Genomic DNA, 18,840 nt, shown 5'->3' with positions numbered 1-18,840 from the left:
CGAAAGACATGCAGACTCTCAGTGCGAACCACGCGGTCGACGGGCGCGCGGGCGCGACGTCCGACTCCCTGCTGCTCCCCGGCAGCCGCCGCCGGATCTGGCCGCAGGCAATGGTGCGCAGCGCCGGCTACCCGGCGTCGGCCGCCCTCGCCCTCGCCGACCCTGCCGTCTGCCGCGCGGCCGACGCGGTGCCCGACGTCTCCCTGAGCCGGCGGATCGACCTCGGTTCCTTCGACCCGGCGTGGCGGGAGTACCGGCGCAGGGCCGACCGGTCCATGGCGGAGCTGGCCGGCTCGTCGTGGCTGCGGCTCGCGGTGACCTGGCAGAACCGCGCTGTGCTCGCCACCGGCATCGATCCGCTGCTCGCGCACATCAACGAGGGCCGGGGGCGGGACGCCAAACGCCGGGCCCGGGAGGCCACGCTCGTCACCTACGTGCAGCGGTACTGCACGAAGAACGAGACGATCGGGTTCTTCGGCCCGATCGCCTGGGCCGGGCTGGACCCCGCCCGCCCGGCCGCCGTGGCGGTCCGCCCGGGCAGCGGCCTGCTCTCCGGTGTGGACGTGCACATGGAGGGCTGGGCGGTGGACGCCGTGGCGGCGCACTTCGCCGAGCGGTTCGACCTGCGGCCGTGGCTGCCCGTGCGGCGCGTGCCCTCGCTGCGGCCGGCCGCGGACGGCATACGGTTCTCCTCCGGCCGGGTGCAGTCGGCCGATCCGGTCACCGCGGCCGTCCTGGCCCGGGCGGACGGCCGGATGCCGGCGTGGCTGCTGGCGGCCGAGGTGGCGCGCGCACACCGGCTGGACGGCCCGGAGCAGGTCATGGCGCTGCTCGCGGAACTGGCCGACCGGCGCTGGCTGACCTGGGACCTCAACCTGGCCGGGCCGCTGCACACCGACGACGAACTGGCCGCGCTGGCGCAGCGGATCACCGATCCCGCGATCGGCGGGGCGCTGCGGTCCGCGGTCGGCAGGCTGGTTGCGGCCAAGCGGCAGGTCGCCGAGGACTGGGCCGACCCCGACCGCCTGGACCGGGCGCTGGGCGCACTCGACGAGACCTTCGTCGAACTGTCCGGGGTGGACGCCACGCGGCGGCACGGAAAGGCGTACAGCGGCCGCACGGTCGCCTACCCGGAGAGCCGGCGCGATGTCGCGGTCGACCTCGGCGGTCCGTTCGTCGACGCGCTCGCACCGCTGGGGCCGTTGGCCGACAGCGCGCGCTGGCTGACCTGGCGGGTGCGGGAGCTGTTCCTGCCGCACGTCCGCGCCGCGTACCGGAAGCTGCTGGCCAGGGGCATCGACACCCCGGACGCGATGGCGCTGTGGCTGGCCTGCCTGCCGCTGCTGGCCTCGGCCCTCCCCGGGGCGCTGGCCACCGCCCGGGAGGAGTTCGACGCGCGCTGGCGCCGGGTGCTGGCTCCGGAGCCCGGGCAGCGGGTGCTGCACCGCACCACCGCGCAGCTCGCCCGCGGCGTCGCGGCCGAGTTCGCCGCGCCCCGGCCGGGCTGGAGCGAGGCGCGGGTGTGCTGTCCCGACCTCATGATGATCGGCGGTGCGGCGCCCGGGGAGCCCTTCCTGGTGCTGGGCGAGATGCACGTGGCCCTCAACACCCTCGACTACCAGGCGACCGCGCGCCAGCACCCGGACATGGCCGCCCTGCGGGACATGCTCAGCGCCGACTTCCCGGAGCCGCGCCTGCTCATGGCGCTGCCCAAGGACGCCCGGCCGCGGCTGACACCGCGCTCGCATCCGGCGCTGGTACGCCCCGCGGACTACCGGCTCCTGCTCAACCCGAAGCACCCGACGCCGGCCGACGGCGTCCTCGTCGCGGCGAGCGACGCACAGGTCCGCGAAGAGGACGGCGAGCTCGTCGTGGTGCTGCCCGACGGCCACCGGTTCGACGTGATGGACCTGTTCGCCGAGCAGCTCAAGGAGCCGGTGTCCCAGGTGTTCGGCCTGCTGCCCGGTGCGCGGCGGCCCCGGATCGTCGTGGACTCGATGGTGGTGGCCCGGCAGAGCTGGACGGTGCCGGCCCGCAAGGCGGCGTTCGCGATGTGCGGCGACGAGCGGGAGCGCTTCGTGGCGGCCCGCGGCTGGGCCCGCCGGCTGGGACTGCCGCGCTTCGTGTTCGTGAAGTCGCCGTTGGAGACGAAGCCGTTCTTCGTCGACTTCGACGCCCCCGCGTTCGTGGAGGTCCTGGCCCGGACGGTGCGCCGGCTCATGCGTGAACCCGGCGAAGGGGACGTCAGCGTCGTGGAGATGCTGCCGGAGCCGGACCAGTGCTGGCTGACCGACCGGCAGGGCCGCGGCTACACATCGGAGCTGCGGCTGGTGCTGGTCGAGGAGGACACCGCGGCGGCGTCATGAGGGCTGCCGGCCGAGCGAGCGGTGAGGGATTCGACGGACGTCGAGATGAGGAGATTGATCATGGCGGTAAACGGGCCGACCTTGGAAGAGTTCACCAGGCTGTGTGCCGACATCCTCGGCGTGCCCGAGCTGTCGGGGGACGCCAACTTCTTCGAAGCCGGCGGTGACTCGATCGGCGCGGCGCAGCTGGCGGTCGAGGTCGACGAACGCTGGGGAGTGCAGGTCGACATGCTGGAGATGTTCGCCGTGCCGAACCTCAGCGCGCTGCATGCCGGGATTCGTGAGGCGTCCGGTGCCAACTGAACCGGCGGGCGCCGGGACCGTCGTCCTGGTCGACCCCTACTCCTCCGGTGTCGCGCTCGGTCGCACCCTGCGCCGTGCGGGCTTCGACACCCACGCGGTGCTCACGTCGCCGCGCCCCGACCCGTCGTACACGCGCACCTTCCAGGCCGCCGACCACGCCGGGACGACCGAGGCCGCCATCGGCTTCGACGAGGTCCTCGACCGTGTCCGCCGGATGCGCCCGGTCGCGGTGTTCCCGGGGGCGGAGTGCGGGGTCGAGTTCGCCGACGCGCTCGCGGCCCGGCTCACCCCGGAGTTCGCCAACGATCCGGAGCGCTCGCAGGCCCGCCGCGACAAGGCGGTCATGATGCGGACGCTGCGCGCCGCGGGGGTCCCGACCATCCCCACGGTCGCGGTCGACGACTGGCGCGGCTGCGTCGAGGCGGCGGCGGCCGGCGGACTGTCCACCGACACCGGCGCGCTGGTGGTCAAACCGGCCCGCAGCTCGCTGTCGGACGGGCTCACCCTGGTGCCCGAGGGCGGCGACCTCGAGGCGGCGGTGCGCGGCCTGCTGGGCGCGGTCAACCTGCTGGGCGCGGTCAACGAGACCGTCCTGATCCAGCGGCGGATGTACGGCACCGAGTACGTGGTGGACACCTTCACCCGCGACGGCCGCCACGACGTCACCAGTGTCTGCCGGTACAACAAGGTCCCGGTCGGCCCCAGTTTCGCGGTGTACGAGAGCACCGACTTCAGGCCCGAGGACGCGCCGGAGAACCCCGGGCTGATCGCGTACGTGCGCCGCGTCCTGGACGCGCTGGGCGTCCGCTTCGGCCCCTGCCACACCGAGGTCCTGCTCACCGCCGACGGCCCGGTGCTGATGGAGTCGGGCGCGCGCCTGGCCGGGGCCGGCCTGGCCGGCGCGTCCGAGCTGGCCACCGGCGGCAGTGCGCTCTCGCGGTACGTGCACAGCCTCACCGGCGCCGCCCCCGACGAGGGCGACTACCGGCTGCGCCGCCGGGTCCGCGGGGTGTACCTGATCTTCCGCCGGGCCGGCACCGTCGGCAACACGGCCGCCCTCGGCCGGGTGCGGCAGCTGCGCAGCTGCCGGCACTTCCAACTGTCCCTGCGCGACGGTGATCCGGTGGCGCCGACCACCGGTCTGATGTCCACCATGGACCGGGGCTGGGCCCTGCTGGCCGACCGGGACATCCACCGGGTCGAGGCCGACCACGCCGAGTTCCGCAGGATCGAGCAGGAGCTGCGCGTGGTGGCGGACGAGGACGGCACGCCATGACGCCGGCGATCGAAGTGCACGGGATCGGCCGGTCGTTCGGCCGCCCCGGTGCCGAGGTGGCGGTCCTGCGCGACGTGACGTTCGAGGTGGCGCCCGGGGAGATCGTGGCGCTGCTCGGCGGCAACGGCGCGGGCAAGACCACGCTGCTGAAGATCCTGTCCACGGTGCTGGTGCCGGACCGGGGAACCGCCCGGGTGCAGGGCTTCGACGTGGTCACGCAGGCCCGCCGGGCCCGCGGCGCGCTCGGTGTCTCCTTCGGCGGGGACCGCGGGCTGTACGGGCGGCTGAGCGCGCGGGACAACCTGCGGTACTTCGGGATGCTGCGCGAACTCGGCGGCCGCGGGCTGCGCGAGCGCATCGCGCAGGTGCTGGAGCAGGTGCACCTGACCGATGTGGCCGGCCGGCGGGTCGAGACGTACTCCAAGGGCATGCGCCAGCGGTTGCACCTGGCGATCGGCCTGCTGGGCCGCCCGTCGGTGCTGATGCTCGACGAGCCGACGGTCGGCCTGGACGCGTTCGAGGCGCAGAGCCTGCGCGAGACCGTGCTGTCCCTGCGCGACGAGGGCGTGGCGATCCTCCTCACCAGCCACTACCTGCTCGACGTCGAGCGCCTCGCGCAGCGCGTCGTGCTGCTGCGGGACGGGGCGGTGCAGCACCAGAGCGAGCTGGAGGAGTTCACCCGCCTGGCCGGGTACGTCGCCACCATCGTGGTGCGGGGCGAAGGCCCACTGCCGGATCTGACCGGGCCGCACCTGCCGGAGGTGCTGGTGCGTCAGGAGGGCGGCGGCTGGGAGATCGGGCTGCGTCCGCAGGCGTGGGAGGCGGGCGTCTTCACGGAGATCGGGCGGCTGCTCGGTGATGTGACGGTGCACGAGGTGCGGGTGGAGGACACCCGCCTGGAGGAGGCGTTCACCAGCCTGAGCGGGCGCACGGCGGCACCGGCCGCGGCCTCGGCGCCGGGACGGCGGGCGTGATGCCCGGCTCCGGGACGGGCGAGGCGCTCGCGGTCGCCGCCCGCCACCAGATCCTGATCTACGCCGCGGAGTGGAAGTTCACCCTGGTCCTCGGCTTCGTCCAACCGGCGGTGCTCCTGGTGGTGAACCTCAACTCGACCACCGACCCGGTGGCGGCCGGGCGGGTGGTGTCCGGCATCCTGCTGATGGCGTTCTGGACCTCCACGGTCTGGAACGGCGCGGGCATCCTGAGCCTGGAACGCGCCGAAGGCGTGCTGCCGGCCGGCCTGTTCGGCGTGCGGTCGGCGCTGGTCGTGCTGGTGGGCAAGTCGCTGGGCTCGAGCGTGCTGTCCGTGGCGTCGATCCTGGCCACGGTCGCCGCGACACTCGCCGCCCTGCGCCAGCCGATCGCGTTCGGCGACCCGGGGTGGCTGCTCGTCGGCCTGCTCGTGGTGGTGTGCTCCGGCACCGCCCTCGGCATGCTGCTGGCCTGCGTGTTCCTGGTGAGCCGGTACGGCTCCCAGATCTCGGGCGCGCTGATGTACCCGGTGTTCCTGCTCGGCGGCCTGCTGATCCCGCTCCGCCTGATCCCGCGGCCGCTGGGCGCGCTGTCCTGGCTCATCAGCTTCCGCTGGGCGATGGAGTTCCTCACCTCCTGCACCCAGCGGACCCCGGACCTGCGCTTCCTGGGCCTGACGGTCCTGCTCAGCGCCGGCTACGCGCTGCTGGGCCACCGTGTCTTCACTTACGTGTCCCGGCGGGCCCGGGTCCTCGGCACCCTGGATCTGGAGTAACCGTGGTGGACTACACGACCGCCGCACGGCTGGCGTGGACCGAGCACGTCGCGGCAGTGCCGCCGCGCATCTCGCTGACCGCGGCCTGGCCCAGGGCGGTGCTGCAGTGCCTGTTCTGGGTGCTCGTCGGCCGGGTCAGCGGTACCGGCGCGGCCTACGCCTTCCCGGGCTCGGTGGCGCTGAGCGTCACCCTGTCCACGGTCATCGGCCTGTCCGACGTGCCCATGCTCGACCAGCGGTCGGGGACGTACCACCGGGTGCGGATGGCCAACGTGTCGATCGCCGGCCTGTACGCGGCCCGGAGCGTTCCGTGGCTGGCGGATGCCACCGCGGTCTACCTGCTGTGCGTGGTCGTCGTCGGCCCGGTGTCGGGCCTGGGTGCGATGACGCCGACGCTGCTGGAGGCGTGCCCCCTCTACCTGTTGATGATCCTCAGCAGCGCGGCGGCCGGCCTGGCGGTGGCCTCGCTCGGCACCCGGTTCAACAGCAACGTGCTGCTCGGCAACACCCTGACGTACCTGATGCTCGCGGCGGGCAGCCTGGTCACCGCGACGACGCGGGTGCCGGTCCTGGGCACGGTCGGCGCGGGGCTGCCGATGACCCACGGAGTCGCCGCGGTCCGCGCGTTCGCCGACGGCCGGCCCTGGTGGCCCGACACCGTCCGCGAAGCGGCGGTCGGCGCGGTCTGGGCCGTCCTGGCCGCCCTGGCCTACCGGGTGCAGGCGGCGCGGGCCCGGCGCACCGGCAGGGACTTCCCGATCTGATGCGGCCTCACGACGCGACGGCCCTGCCGCGCTCTCCCCTTTGCGAATCCGATGGATCACTGATGCCGAAGGCGGTGTGGACAATGCGGTGCCCGGTCCTGGACAGGGTCGAGTTGGCGGCCCGGACGTATGCCGACCGGACGGCGGTCGTCGCAGGAGGCGCGGGAACCGGGAAGGCCCGGGAGGAACTGACCTACGCCGAACTGTGGCAGGCGGTCGGCAACGTCGCCGACGCGCTGCGCGACCGCTTTCCGGCCGGCTCGGCGGTGGCCGTCACCACACGCGGCGGCGTCGGCCTGCCCTCGGCGTTCCTGGGTGTGCGGGCGGCCGGGCTGGTGCCGTTCCTGGTCGACGCCTACCTGCCCAGGGCCAGGGCGCGGGCGCTGCTGGAGATCGTCCGCCCGGCGGCCGTGATCGAGGAGGGCGCACCGGAGGTGGTGTCGCCGGGTGATCCGCACCCGGCGGTCCTTCCCGAGGGCGCCGGCTACCTGGTCTTCACCTCGGGCAGCCAGGGCACGCCCAAGGGCATCGTCGGCAGCGCCGCGGGCCTGGCCGCCTTCCTCGACTGGGAGGCCGCCGAGTTGGGCCTGGCGCCCGGGCACCGTGCGGCGTCGCTGACCTCCCCCTCGTTCGACGTGGTCCTGCGCGAGGTGCTGCTCCCCCTGGTCTGCGGGGGCCGCGTGCACATGGCGGGCGCCCGGGTCCGCACCAATCCGCGGGCGGTGCTGGGCTGGCTGCGCGACGAGCGCATCGACCTGGTGCACCTCGTGCCGAGCATCAGCGCCCGCTGGCTGGCGGCCGCGGACGGCACCGTGCTTCCCGATCTGCGCTGGTCGGTCTTCGCCGGGGAGCCGCTGTTCGCGCGCCATGTGCGGCAGTGGCGGCAGGCCGCCCCCGCCTCCCGGATCGGCAACCTGTACGGGCCCAGCGAGACGACCCTGGCGAAGTTCTGGTACCCCGTCACCGATCAGGCGGGCGAACTGCCCGACGGGCCGCTGCCGGTGGGCCGCCCCCTGCCCGGCACCGTGCTGCACCGGCTGCCGGTCCCGGCGGAAGCGGCCGCGGTGCCGGGAACGTTCCGGATCGGCATCCGCACACCGCACGGCTCGTTCGGCTATCTGCGACCGGAGCGGATCGGGCCGGCGGCAGCGGCGCTGCGGCGCGCGGACGGCATGACGGTGTTCGACACCCAGGACCGCGGCCGGCTGCTCGCGGACGGCGCGCTGCTGGTGACCGGCCGGCTCGACTCGGTGGTGAAGCGGCGGGGGGCCGCGGTCGACACGGCCGCGATCACGGCGGCGGCGCTGCGCGACCCGACCGTCGGGGCGGCCTGCTGCTTCCAGGCCGACTGGCAGGCCGAGGGCGAACTGGTGCTGGCGCTGGAGAGCGCGCCGGACACCGACCGCGACGCGGTGATCGGCGCGCTGCGCACCGCGCTCGGCGCGGAGATGCCGGACGTGGTCCTCGGCTGCCCCCAACTGCCGCGGCTGCCCAGCGGAAAGGTCGACGCCCGGTCGGTCGCGCACGACGTGGCCGCCGGCGGACCGGGCTTCGTGACGATGTACGGCCGCCGGCCGGCGAACCGGGACATGACGAAAGAAAGGACGCACGCACGGTGAACTCCCAACACACCGAACCCTCCATGACCCCTGAGACGATCAGGGCCGCGGTCCGCGCGGCGATGGCCGAGGTGACCGACCAGGCGGGCCTGGACGAGATCGGCGACCAGGCGGACTTCTTCGCGGCCGGCCTCGACTCGATGGCCGTCGCCGCGATCGTGGCGCGGCTCCAGCAGCGGCTGGGCTTCGACGTGCCGTTGTCCGCGGTCTTCGAGTACCCGAACGTCAACGGCCTGGTCTCCTTCCTGGCCGGGTCGGCCCACGTCCCGGTGGAGCGGATGCCCCCGCCGGCCCTGCCGGGCGCGTACTTCCCGGCGCCCGCCATGACCACCTACCTGGCCCGCCGTATGGGCCCGGACTGGGAGCGCACCCCGGCACCGGTCTGGGGGGCCGTCGAGCTGCCGGCCGGGACGATCGACCCCGGCGTCCTCCGTACGGCGCTGGACACCCTGGTCGAGCGGCACGAGGCGCTGCGGGTCTCCCTGCACCGGCGCGGCGACGAGGTGCTCGCACGGCTCGATCCGCCGGCCCCCATCCCGCTGGAGGTGGTGGACGCGCCCGGCGCCGACGACCACGAGCTGAACCGGATCGTCCTGGCGCGCAGGGAGCACCTCTTCGACCGCACCCGGACCCCCATGGCCGCGGTCACCCTGATCCGCGGCACGGAGCTGGAACTGCTGTTCATGGTCGTCGACCACAACGTCGCCGACGCGTGGTCGCTGCGGATGCTGCTGCTGGAGATCGGCGAGTTGTGCGCGGGCGGGCAGCCCGAGCCCGCCGCCGAGCCGCAGCTGACCCTGTCCCAGTGGTGCGCGACGGAGAACCGGCTGCTGGCCGACAAGGGCAAGGAGGCCGCGGAGTTCTGGCGCGAACTGCTCGAGCCGTCCTGGCGGACGCCGGGCCAGGGCGAGGTACCGGGCAGCGCGCCGGACCGGTTGACCACCCGCCGGTTCGAGGTCGGCGCCGAGCCGCGCCGCCTGCTGCTGGAGCGCGCGGCGGCCGAGGGCCTGAGCCTGTCCTCGCTGCTGGGCGGCCACCTCCTCCACGCGGTCCGGGCCGGCCTGGGCGCCGACCGGGTGCCGGTGGTCGTGCACTCGATCAACCGGGACCTGGTGGGCACCTCGACGCTGGTCGCCTCGACCTCGCGCGAGCTGTGGCTGTCGGTCGACCTGACCGAGCGCGGCACGCCCGAGCAGGCGGCCGCGGCCCTCCAGAGCTGCCTGCTCCAGGCCGTGTCCCGGCAGATGACGCCGCCGGCGCTGGTGCTGGGAGCCGACGGCTTGCGGTTCGGCCCGAAGTGGAAGCCGTGGCTGTTCCTCGAGGTGAGACTGTGGCAGCCGGTGCTGGACTTCCCGTCCGGCCCGGTGCGGCTGCGGTCGATCCCGGCGGCCAAGGACGCCAGCGCCCCGCTCGACCTGCACGTCGTCGACATGGGCAGCCACCTGGTGTTCGAGCTGACCAGCTGGCCGGGCGCCATCACACCCGAGACGACCGATCAGGTGGTCCGGACGCTGGTCGAGAGCGTCGCCGCACCCTCCGGACCGCTCCCCCGGGTCCAGGACCCGGACGCGGCGGCGCAATCCCCGGCGGCGCCATGACCGGCCGCGGGGAGTTCGATCCGCGCATCGCGATCAGCGGGACGGAGTTCCGCGACGAGCCGATCGACACACTGCTGCGCACCGCGGACGAGGTCGGGGTGACCGCGATCGAGCTGTGGTACCCGGAGAACCTCCGTGCGGACGCCGACGGCGTTGCCCTGGCCCGGCTGGCCGCCTGGCCCGGGCAGGTCGCCGCGGTGTCGGCCGGCGTCGAGATCGGGGAGACCTCCGACGTGCCGGGCAGCCGCTCCCGGCTGATCGAGGCGCTCGAACTGGCCGACCGGCTCGGCGCGCCCGTGGTCAACACGTACTTCGGCGCGCCCGGCTACCGGGACGACCGGCGCTCCGGGGAGGTGCTCGCGCGCAACCTCGAACCGGTGCTGCGGCGCGCGGAGTCCCTCGGGGTGACCGTGGTGCTGGAGAACGAGTTCGACGCGTTCGGCCGCGACCGCTACGGCGGCGACCTCACCCGGCGCCCGCACGCCCTGCGGGAGGCCGTGCGCCGGATCGGCAGCGCGCGGCTGCGGCTCAACTTCGACGCGGCGAACTTCTACTGCGCGGGCGTCGAGCCCTTCCCGTACGCGTACGAGGTCCTCGCCGACGACGTCGAGTACCTCCACGTCAAGGACATCAGGCGCGCCGACCCGGCCGTGCCCGCGCAGGACGGGCCGTCCGTCCGCTACCACGACTACGACCGCGCGTACGTGACCACCGCGCTCGGCTCCGGGGCGGTCAACTGGCCCGGGCTGCTCGCGCGGCTGGCCGCCGACCGCTACCCGGGTCCGCTGACGCTGGAACCGCACGTCCGGCCGGAGCACCGCACGGCCGCTCTCGCCCAGGCCGCCGGCTGGCTCCGTGCCGAGGTCGCCGGCCTGCGCGGGCACCCCACCGACCCTTCCCCGCCCGTCCCCCCGTTGTCCGCTCCGCAATCCATCCTCATGGGAGGTCACTGATGCCAGGACCCGGTTTGTCCATGATCGGCCTGGAGGAACAGGCCGAGGTGCTGGACGTCCTCACCAGCCGCGAGCTCAGCCGGTACCGCTTCGACGGCGACCCCACGCCGTCCAAGGTGTACCAGTTCGAGCGCGAGTTCGCGGACCTGACCGGTTCGCCGCACTGCCTGGGCCTGAACAGCTGCACCAGCGCGCTCTACACCGGGCTGCTCGCGGCCGGGATCGGCCCGGGCGACGAAGTGATCGTCCCGGCCTACACGTTCATCGCCTCGATCGCGGCGATCGCCTACACCGGCGCCACCCCGGTGCTCGCCGAGATCGACGACAGCCTCCTGCTCGACCCGGTGGACGTCGCCGAGAGGATCACCCCGCGGACCCGGGCGGTCCTCGCGGTGCACATGCTCGGCGCACCGTGCGACCTCGACTCCCTGGCGGAGATCGCCCGCGCCCACGACCTGCTCCTGGTGGAGGACTGCGCGCAGGCCGGCGGCGGGACGTTCCGGGGGCGGCACCTCGGTACCGTCGGCACGTTCGGCGCGTTCAGCCTCAACGTCTTCAAGACGTTCACCGCCGGCGACGGCGGCATCCTCACCACCGCGGACCGGGCGCTGTACGAGACCGTGTTCGCCCTGCACGACCACGGCGCCGCGCCGCTGCGGACGGGCGTGACCGACGGCCCCGCGCTGTTCGGGCTCAACCTGCGGATGCACGAACTCACCGGCGCCGTGGCCCTGGCCCAGGTGCGCAAGCTGCCGGACATCCTGGCGACGCTGCGCGCCAACAAGAAGGCGCTCAGCGCGGCGATAGGCGAGGTTCCCGGCGCCACCGAGCGGGTCGTGCACGACCTGGACGGCGAGTGCGCGACGGCGCTGGCCTACACCTTCGAGTCGGCCGGCCTCGCCGCAGAGGTCGCCCGGCTGCTGGGCACCATCACGCTCGACCGGTCGGGCAAGCACAACTACGCCAACATGCCGCAGTTGACCGGCGGCGGCGCCGCCGGCCCGGACCTGCCGCACCCGGCGGCGGCACGACCGGCCTACCGGCGCGGTGACCTCCCGCGCACCGACGACAGGCTCGCCCGCACGGTCGCGCTGAGCGTCGGGGTGGTCGACTCCTATCTGGGAACGGCCGTCGGGATCGACATCACTTCGGACGAGGAACGCATCGACGCGGCCGCCGCGAACTTCCGCACGGTGGTCGGGAAGGCGCGAAAGGAGTCGGCATGCTGAACAAGGTCCGCATCCGGGGCTGGTCGGTGGTCGGCACCGGCGAGCCCACCGAGCTGGAACCGCGGTGGCGCCACCGGGACGACGTGCCGCTGCCGGCGGACCGGTGGAGCCGCGCGCAGGGCGTGGCCCCCGGGGCGCCGGTGGGTGAGGCCGACCGGCTGCTCGTGCTGCGGGCGACCGGAGCGCGGCCGGTCGAGATCGAGTTCGTGCTGGGCAGCCAGGGATCGGCCGAGCCTTCGCGCACCGCGCCGGCGGAGCGGATCACCCTCGCCCCCAGCGAGACGCTGATGCTGGACGCGCGCCTGTGGTGGCGCGGCGACGCCTCCGACGGCGTCGTGGCCGAGATCTGGGAGCAGATATGACCGACCACCTCGACGAGCTGCGAACGGCCGGCTTCACCGTTGTCCCGGGCGCCTTCCCGGTCACCGAGGTCGACGCGCTGGCGGACCGCATGGACGCCCTGCTGGCGGACGACGAGGCCACCTGGGGCAAGGACCGGCTGCTGAAGATCCACCAGTGGGGCGCGCTGCGCAACCTGGCCGACCGGGGACCGGAGTTCGAGCGGCTGCTCGACACCGAGCCGCTGCACGCGATGGCGGCCGAACTGCTCGGCCCGTCCTACCGGCTGCACTCCTTCGACGGACTGGTACTCCAGCCGGGAGAGGGGCGGTTCCCGTGGGACTTCCACACGGACCTGGACGCCCTCGCCGGCACGGCCTTCCCCGCAGACTCCCCGCCCGGGCTGAACAGCCTGGTCGCCGTCGACGAGAGCGGACCGGAGAACGGCGCCACCTGGCTCATCCCGGGCAGCCACCGGTCGGTGGTCCGCGACCCCGGCCCCGAGGAGCTCGCCGGGCTGGCGATCCAGCCCCGGCTGCGGCGCGGGGACCTGCTGCTGTTCGACGCCCGGATCTGGCACTGCGCCGGGGAGAACCGGTCGGCCGCCGTACGCCGCCTGATCAAGATCGAGATGGTGCGGCCCTGGCTGCGTACGCAGATGGACTACGCGCGATCGGTGCGGCCGGAGGTCCTGGCGCGGCTGTCGCCTCGGGCCAGGGCCGCGATCGGCGAGCCGCTGCCGGCCAGCGTCGAGGAGTTCTGGCAGGCCGTGGAGCGTGCGACGTGACGGTCGCGACGCCCCTGCGGGTCAGCCGCGGCGACGCGGTGGTGGCCCAACTCCCGGGCGCCGGTGCGCCGACGCCCTTCCAGAGCGCCGGCTGGTGCCGCGCCTGGATCGCCGAGGCGGCCGCCGCCGAGGGCGCCGCCCCGCTGCTCCTGCGGGCCGCGACCGCGGCCGGGCGACCGGTGTACGCCGGACTCCAGGTGCACAGCGAACCGGCGGGCAAGGTGCTGCGGCCGCTGTGCTGGCCCTGGGCGGACTACCACCGCGCCTGGTGGCCGGAAGGCGAGCCGGAGCCGGAGGGTGCCGCGGCCGCGCTGGCCGCGGCGCTGGCCGAACTCCAGCGGATCGAGGGCGCGGCCCTGGACCTCCAGGACGTGGCCGAGGGGGACCTCCTGCACCGCGCGGCGCTGCTGGCCGGTGCCCGCAGCAGCCCGGCCAGCCCGGTGGTGGCGTTCGACCTGACCGACGCCGAGCGGGTCGCCGCGGTGCTCGGGCGCAAGGAGACCGTGCGCAAGGCGCGGCTGCTCGCGCGGCGCGGCCGGGTCGAGCTGATCCACTGGCATGATCCGGCGGACCTGCGGGAGCGGTTGCCGGTGTTCTTCGCGATGCACGCCGCGCAGTGGCGGGACCGGCCCGACGTCGTCGCGCCGTTCGACGGCGGGCCGGTCGACCGGACTTTCGCCGCCGCGGCGCAGCGCGGGGACTGCGGTGTCGTGCTCAGCGAACTGCGGCTGGAATCGGTGCCGTTGGCGATGTACTACGGCTTCCTGCACCAGGACCGCTACTGGGCGTACCGGACCGCCTTCGACCAGGAGTACCGGCGGCTGTCCCCGGGCTACCAGCTGGTGGCCGGCATGATCCGCGACTTCGTCGCAGCGGGCGTGACCTGCTTCGACCTCATGCGCGGCGACTACCCGTACAAGGCCGACTACGCCGAGGGCGTCAGCCACAACGTCCGCCTCGAACGGGCGAAGCCCTGACGGACTCCCCGAGCGGGGCGCTCCTGCCATGTCGGCGATCTGCCCGCCGGGTTCGGGCAGCAACGGAGAGAGAAGAAGAATGTACGTCACGCCTTTCTGGCACTACGAGACCACCGACCGCGAGACCGCGCTGTCGAACACCGTGACCGGCCGGCAGGTGACGGTCCCCGCCGGGGCGCTGGACACGCTCGGCGCCGTCTTCGCCGACCCCGGTCTGCCGATGCCCGGCGAGCTGCTGGCCGCCCTCGCCCCGGCCGAGATCGTCTTCCCCGACCGCGAGGCAGCCGACACGTGGCTGGCGGGTTCCCTGGCCCAGGTCCGCGAGCGCCCCCTGATCGACCAGATCGAGCTGACCAACCGCTGCCCGTACACCTGCCAGATGTGCCCGCGGACGAGCTCGATGACGCGCGAACTGGGCAGCATGGAGATCCCGCTGTTCGAGCGGATCATCGAGCAGATCGCGCCGTACCAGCAGTACACGGCGCTGCACCACTTCGGTGAGTCCCTGCTGCACCCTGAGATCGACACCGCGGTGCGGGTGGCGCGCGCCCACGGGGTGAAGACCGGGCTGTCCTGCAATCCGCCCAGCCTCACGCCGCGGCTGAGCCGGCGGCTGCTCGACGCCGGCCTGGCCAACATGGTGCTCTCCCTGGACTCGCTGGACGCCCGCACCTACCGCAGCATCCGCGGGCACGCGGCGCGGCTCGACAAGGCCGACAAGCACGTCCGGCGCATCGTCGAGGCACGTGACGAAGGCGGCTACGACACGTGGATCACCCTCCAGATGATCGCGATGCGGGCCAACCAGTCGGAGATCGACGGGTTCCTGTCCTACTGCGAGGAAGTCGGCGTCGACCGGGGCATCGTGGTGCGGCTGGGCCGGTGGGACTTCGAGGACGACAAGGTCGAGGACCTCGGCGGCCACGACAGTCCCGGCTACACCGCGCCCTGCACCCTCCCGCAGAGCTCGGTGGTCGTCCTCTGGGACGGCCGGGTGGTGCCGTGCTGCCACGACTACGACGGCGACGTGGTGCTCGGCGACCTCAACACGCAGACCCTGGAGGAGGTCTGGGCGTCGCCGGCCGCGCAGCGGTTCCGTGAGCGCAACGAGGACTACGAGCTGTGCCGGCAGTGCGCGTTCAGCCGCTGGTTCAAGGAGAGCCAGCGGGAGAAGGACGGGTTCACCGACTTCCACCGCAAGCGGACCACCGCGCTGTCCGTCCGGTACGAGTGGACCAATCCGGCCTCGCTGAGCCGCGGGGACGGGGGCGAGCTGTTCGACCGGTTCGACGTCTACACCAGGGACTGAAGCGCGGTCGGGCCCCGGGCCGGTCCCGGCCCGGGGCCTTTCCCGGCACTACGCCGGCCGCGGTACTCCGTCGATGTCGGCACTGCTCCGGTGTCGGCACTACGCCGGCCACGGCTCGAAGTCCTGCGCGGCCAGCAGCGGGTAAACCGGCGAACCGGGCGCGGGGGTCGGCACGAAGACCAGCCGTTCCCACAGCCACCGCGCGCCCGGGGTGGCGTCGGCGGTGCATCCCGGCATCGGCCGCTGCCAGCACCACGCGCCGACCCCTTTCGCCCGGAGCCGGTCGATGGTCGCGTCCCGGGTGGCGGACAGCAGCGGGAGCAGCGTCAGGACCTCCGACGCGACGGTGCGCGGCGGCAGCAGGGGGCCGAGCGCGGTCCGGGCGGCGCGGTCCGCGGCGAGTCCCCGCGCGACCTCGGCCGCGCGGTCGAGGCGGTCCCAGCGGGCGCCCACCGAGGCGTCGGCACCGACCGCGCCCCGCAGCCGCGCCGCGCCGCCGCCGACCGCCAGACCGCCCTCGGGCCACAGGAACTCCTTGCGCGGGCTGAACACGACGAGCGGCCCGGCGGGGGGCGCGGCCATGCCCAGTGCCGTCCGCAGGCCGAAGCAGGCGTCCTGGATGACGGTCAGGTCGTCCCTCGGCGGCGGGGGCAGCCAGCGCCCGAAGGGCTGGTGCCACACCAGCGTCCGGAACCGGTCGTCCGTGGGAAGGCGTACCGGCGCGAGGTCGGCGCCCAGGTCGTAGACCCGCACCGGGACGCCGGCCGCCTCGATGTCCTCGGCCACCTCGGCGCAGTACAGCGCGGGCAGCAGCACGCCGCTGCCCGCCTGGCCGCAGGCGGCGGCCAGCAGGTGCTTCGCCCGGTCGGCGAGCAAGGGGCGGTCCCATGTCATGGCAGCTCCGTTCCGCTGTCGCCGGGCCCGGTCCCGCCGGGCGGTGGGTCGGCGGGCGCGTCCCGGGGTCCAGCCAGGAAGTTCGCGAGGCCGGCCGCTGTCTCGGCCGCGGACCGGAAGGCGATGGCGCGGCCGCCGAGCCCGCGTACCGCGTCGACGTTGCGCGCCTTGTCGTCGACGAGCACCAGTCGGTCCGGCGTCGCACCGGCCGCGGCGCACAGTTCCGTGAAGTATTCCGCGGACGGTTTGCGCACGCCGTGCCGATAGGAGGGAAACCATTCCACCGCGATTCCGGACAGGAACCTGCGGCGGAGCGACTCGGCCCATTCCGGGCAGTTCGTCGCGATCACCGTGCGGTGCTTTCCGGCGTAATGCGCCACGAGGTCGCGCATTCCGGGAATCCACCGGCAGCCCGCTTCGTGGACCCGGTGGAACATTCGGGAATCCGGTTCCGTCCCGAGCGCGCGCAATCGGCGCCAGTATTCCGCCTCGGTGATCTCGCCGCGCTCCAGGCTGTGGTAGAGCGGCTTCATGCCGATAGCGAGGAGCCGTGCCATCGGCAGCCCGGTGGACGCCTCGTGGGCCTGCTCGAAAGGATCGGTGAGCAGGGTGCTCATGAGGTCGAAGGCGAGCAGCGCGGTCAAGGCTTGCCGGCTTCGAAGACGTCGAACAGCTCCCGGGCGCGGGCGCGGACCCCGCCGATGTCGAGGCGGCCCGCGCCGGGCAGGGCCGCGCGCAGCTTCGTCATGTCCGCGCCGGTCCAGTACTGGTAGCGGGCGGAGAGCGGGTTGGCGACCAGCCGGACGTCGAGGGGTGATCCGGTGAACTCGGCGCACCACTCGAGCAGGGTCGCGAAGCTCACCGGCAGGCCGGAGCCCAGGTTGTAGATCCCCGAGGGCACCTCCGCGTCGACCAGCCGCAGGCAGACCCCGGCCACCTCCCGCACCGGCACGTAGTCGCGGCTCGCCTGAAGGGTGTCGGCGAACACCGGTATCCGTTCCCCTTGCGCGGCTCGGCGCAGGATCTGCGAGATGATCGAGGCCATCGCCTTCTTGTGTTCCTCGAAGGGGCCGAACACGTTCGTGTAGCGCAGCCCGACCCAGGTCGGGCCGGCGGGGCGGCGGGCCATCTCCCGGTCGAGGGCGAGCTTGGAGGCGGCGTAGCGGTTGAGCGGACCGGAGCACTGCCCGGGGCCGGCGTCCTCGGCGATCAGGGTCCCTTTTTCGAAGGTGCCGTAGACGCTGTGCGAGGACGCGTAGACGAAGCGGGTGCCGGAGGCCGCGCAGGCGTCGGCGAGGGCGAGCGGGCCGTCGGTGTTGGTCCGCCGCAGCAGGTCGCGGTCGCTTTCGGTCGTGCTGCTGATGCCGCCCTGGTTGATCACGGCGGCGAAGCGGCCGGCGCGCACCTCCTCGAGCACGTCCGGTTGTGCCAGGTCGGCCCGCAGGACCCGGCAAACGAGCGCCACGTCCTGCGGCGCCGGCTTGATGTCGAGAGCGGTCACCTGATATCCGGAGGCGGCACACAGAAGCGCGCAGTGCCGCCCGATGAATCCGGCGGCACCGGTGACCAGTATTTCACCCGGCATTCACATGACTCCATCCGATGACAGAAACAGTGATGCGCCGACGATAACACGGCACCGGTACCTTTTCCGAGCGGAAAACCGGCCCGACAATGACAGCGAAATACAATCTCGCGCACCCCGGCGTCATGTATGACGGGCGCCGCTATTTCACCGTTCAGCCCTCCGCGAGGGCCCGCCCGAGCGGGTCCGCGCCGACGCAGCCGGCGAGCGCGGCGCGGGCGGGCAGTGCGGTGGCGACGTTCCCGGACCGACGCCGCGGCGCGGAGGCGTCTGCGGGAACAGCTCAACGAGGCGGTGCGCAGGCCGGAGGAGTTCGGGGGCCTTGCGACGGTGGCGGGTCTCCTCGACGAGCTCGCGGAGTTCGCTCCGCAGGACGGGGACCACGTGTGGCTTCCCGACACCAACCGCCGGCCGGCTCCGTCGACGATGGTGCGGCTGGCCTTTCCCGACGCGGACATCCACGTCGCCGCATCGCAGTTCGGCGAGGACGCCCACCGTCTGGGCCGGCTCCGGCTCGACCGCACACTGACGCGTACCGAGCACGCCGTGCTCGTCGACCGTGCGGTCGCCTGGTCGAAGCACGACCGCTCGCTGGACGAGATCATCGCCGCGTTCGGGCCTCCGTCGGTCACGTTCGGGTCCCCCGACCCGGACCGCCCGAAGACCCTCGGCCACGCAACTGCCGACCGTACGGCGCCCGTCGTCGCCTTTCACCTCGGCCACGCACAGGCAGGGACGGAGCCGGCCGCGAACGGTGTGCCGCCGGACGGTGTGGCCTTGCTCGCGGTGCGCGTCCGCGAGGACTTCGTCCGCGGCCGGCGGGTCACACCGCGCGGCGGCAGCTACTTCTCCTCCTGAGCTTCGACACGAAGGAGCCCGCCCGGCGCGGGCTACGCGAGGTCGAGGACGAGTTTGCCGCGGGTGCGGTTGGCTTCGCCGAGGCGGTGGGCCTCGGCGGCCTGGTCGAGGGGGAAGGTGCGCTCGACCTCGACGCGGAGCGCGCCGGACTCGACGAGGGCGGCGACAGCGGTGAGGGCGGGGGCGTCGGGCTCGACGAGGAGCGGGCTGGTGCGGACCCAGGGGGGGGGGGGGGG

The 18,840-nt window shown here is 73.7% G+C and carries 19 protein-coding genes; 15 read left to right on the top strand and 4 right to left on the bottom strand.

All coding sequences use genetic code 11. The features are described 5' to 3' along the window. Nucleotides 1-8 precede the first annotated feature (8 nt). The 14 genes from AC3EVP_RS11765 to AC3EVP_RS11700 all read left to right on the top strand — a co-directional run bounded on the left by AC3EVP_RS11765 (nucleotide 9) and on the right by AC3EVP_RS11700 (nucleotide 15,267). Nucleotides 9-2,366: a lantibiotic dehydratase gene (locus AC3EVP_RS11765; RefSeq protein WP_435128959.1), complete on the top strand. Its 2,358-nt coding sequence runs from the start codon at nucleotides 9-11 to the stop codon at nucleotides 2,364-2,366. A gap of 60 nt (nucleotides 2,367-2,426) precedes the next feature. Beyond that, complete coding sequence (locus tag AC3EVP_RS11760) at nucleotides 2,427-2,669, top strand: acyl carrier protein (RefSeq protein WP_335975030.1); 243 nt, start codon at nucleotides 2,427-2,429, stop codon at nucleotides 2,667-2,669. After that, a complete protein-coding gene (locus tag AC3EVP_RS11755) occupies nucleotides 2,659-3,945 on the top strand; it encodes an ATP-grasp domain-containing protein (protein WP_435128955.1) in 1,287 nt (428 codons plus the stop codon). Before AC3EVP_RS11760 ends, AC3EVP_RS11755 begins: the two co-directional genes overlap by 11 nt. Beyond that, complete coding sequence (locus AC3EVP_RS11750) at nucleotides 3,942-4,919, top strand: ABC transporter ATP-binding protein (protein WP_335975035.1); 978 nt, start codon at nucleotides 3,942-3,944, stop codon at nucleotides 4,917-4,919. The genes AC3EVP_RS11755 and AC3EVP_RS11750 overlap by 4 nt, the downstream gene beginning before the upstream one ends. Next, nucleotides 4,919-5,692, top strand: a complete 774-nt coding sequence (locus AC3EVP_RS11745; RefSeq protein WP_435128952.1) for an ABC transporter permease — start codon at nucleotides 4,919-4,921, stop codon at nucleotides 5,690-5,692. Before AC3EVP_RS11750 ends, AC3EVP_RS11745 begins: the two co-directional genes overlap by 1 nt. A 2-nt stretch (nucleotides 5,693-5,694) precedes the next feature. Beyond that, nucleotides 5,695-6,456 carry an ABC transporter permease gene (locus AC3EVP_RS11740; protein WP_335975045.1) on the top strand — a complete coding sequence of 254 codons (762 nt, stop codon included), beginning with the start codon at nucleotides 5,695-5,697 and terminating at the stop codon, nucleotides 6,454-6,456. Between the two features lie 62 nt (nucleotides 6,457-6,518). Further along, on the top strand, nucleotides 6,519-8,075 hold the full coding sequence (locus tag AC3EVP_RS11735; RefSeq protein WP_435128949.1) for an AMP-binding protein: 1,557 nt from the start codon (nucleotides 6,519-6,521) through the stop codon (nucleotides 8,073-8,075). 23 nt (nucleotides 8,076-8,098) lie between these two features. Further along, nucleotides 8,099-9,673, top strand: coding sequence for a condensation domain-containing protein (locus AC3EVP_RS11730; protein WP_435128946.1), 1,575 nt, complete (start codon nucleotides 8,099-8,101; stop codon nucleotides 9,671-9,673). Further along, nucleotides 9,670-10,626 carry a sugar phosphate isomerase/epimerase family protein gene (locus AC3EVP_RS11725; protein ID WP_435128943.1) on the top strand — a complete coding sequence of 319 codons (957 nt, stop codon included), beginning with the start codon at nucleotides 9,670-9,672 and terminating at the stop codon, nucleotides 10,624-10,626. The genes AC3EVP_RS11730 and AC3EVP_RS11725 overlap by 4 nt, the downstream gene beginning before the upstream one ends. Then, nucleotides 10,626-11,855 (top strand): DegT/DnrJ/EryC1/StrS family aminotransferase, encoded by a 1,230-nt coding sequence (locus AC3EVP_RS11720; protein ID WP_435128940.1) that lies wholly within the window; start codon nucleotides 10,626-10,628, stop codon nucleotides 11,853-11,855. The genes AC3EVP_RS11725 and AC3EVP_RS11720 overlap by 1 nt, the downstream gene beginning before the upstream one ends. Beyond that, nucleotides 11,849-12,217 carry a hypothetical protein gene (locus AC3EVP_RS11715; RefSeq protein ID WP_435128937.1) on the top strand — a complete coding sequence of 123 codons (369 nt, stop codon included), beginning with the start codon at nucleotides 11,849-11,851 and terminating at the stop codon, nucleotides 12,215-12,217. Before AC3EVP_RS11720 ends, AC3EVP_RS11715 begins: the two co-directional genes overlap by 7 nt. Beyond that, nucleotides 12,214-12,981 (top strand): phytanoyl-CoA dioxygenase family protein, encoded by a 768-nt coding sequence (locus AC3EVP_RS11710; RefSeq protein ID WP_435128934.1) that lies wholly within the window; start codon nucleotides 12,214-12,216, stop codon nucleotides 12,979-12,981. The genes AC3EVP_RS11715 and AC3EVP_RS11710 overlap by 4 nt, the downstream gene beginning before the upstream one ends. Next, the gene (locus AC3EVP_RS11705) at nucleotides 12,978-13,958 is read left to right on the top strand and encodes a GNAT family N-acetyltransferase (protein ID WP_435128931.1); all 981 of its coding nucleotides are present in this window, start codon (nucleotides 12,978-12,980) and stop codon (nucleotides 13,956-13,958) included. Before AC3EVP_RS11710 ends, AC3EVP_RS11705 begins: the two co-directional genes overlap by 4 nt. Nucleotides 13,959-14,037: 79 nt before the next feature. Next, entirely contained in the window at nucleotides 14,038-15,267 is a 1,230-nt protein-coding gene (locus tag AC3EVP_RS11700; protein WP_335975075.1) for a radical SAM/SPASM domain-containing protein, read from the top strand. Nucleotides 15,268-15,366: 99 nt separating this feature from the next. Here the strand turns inward: AC3EVP_RS11700 and AC3EVP_RS11695 are convergent, their stop codons facing one another. From AC3EVP_RS11695 to AC3EVP_RS11685, 3 genes are read right to left on the bottom strand one after another with little or no spacing between them, the layout of a single operon-like run. Continuing rightward, complete coding sequence (locus AC3EVP_RS11695) at nucleotides 15,367-16,161, bottom strand: hypothetical protein (protein WP_435128927.1); 795 nt, start codon at nucleotides 16,159-16,161, stop codon at nucleotides 15,367-15,369. Continuing rightward, nucleotides 16,158-16,805, bottom strand: coding sequence for an HAD-IA family hydrolase (locus AC3EVP_RS11690; RefSeq protein WP_435128924.1), 648 nt, complete (start codon nucleotides 16,803-16,805; stop codon nucleotides 16,158-16,160). Before AC3EVP_RS11690 ends, AC3EVP_RS11695 begins: the two co-directional genes overlap by 4 nt. After that, complete coding sequence (locus AC3EVP_RS11685; RefSeq protein ID WP_435128921.1) at nucleotides 16,802-17,746, bottom strand: NAD-dependent epimerase/dehydratase family protein; 945 nt, start codon at nucleotides 17,744-17,746, stop codon at nucleotides 16,802-16,804. Before AC3EVP_RS11685 ends, AC3EVP_RS11690 begins: the two co-directional genes overlap by 4 nt. Before the next feature lie 294 nt (nucleotides 17,747-18,040). Between AC3EVP_RS11685 and AC3EVP_RS11680 the strand changes: the two genes are divergently transcribed. Continuing rightward, the gene (locus tag AC3EVP_RS11680; protein WP_435128918.1) at nucleotides 18,041-18,604 is read left to right on the top strand and encodes a hypothetical protein; all 564 of its coding nucleotides are present in this window, start codon (nucleotides 18,041-18,043) and stop codon (nucleotides 18,602-18,604) included. Nucleotides 18,605-18,636: 32 nt separating this feature from the next. Here the strand turns inward: AC3EVP_RS11680 and AC3EVP_RS11675 are convergent. Next, on the bottom strand, nucleotides 18,637-18,840 hold a 204-nt coding region (locus AC3EVP_RS11675), incomplete at its 5' end, for a zinc-binding dehydrogenase (RefSeq protein WP_435128915.1).

Source organism: Actinacidiphila sp. bgisy144, from assembly GCF_057708105.1.
Note: the sequence above shows the minus strand (reverse complement) of the source record. Positions and strands in the feature narration are given on the sequence as shown.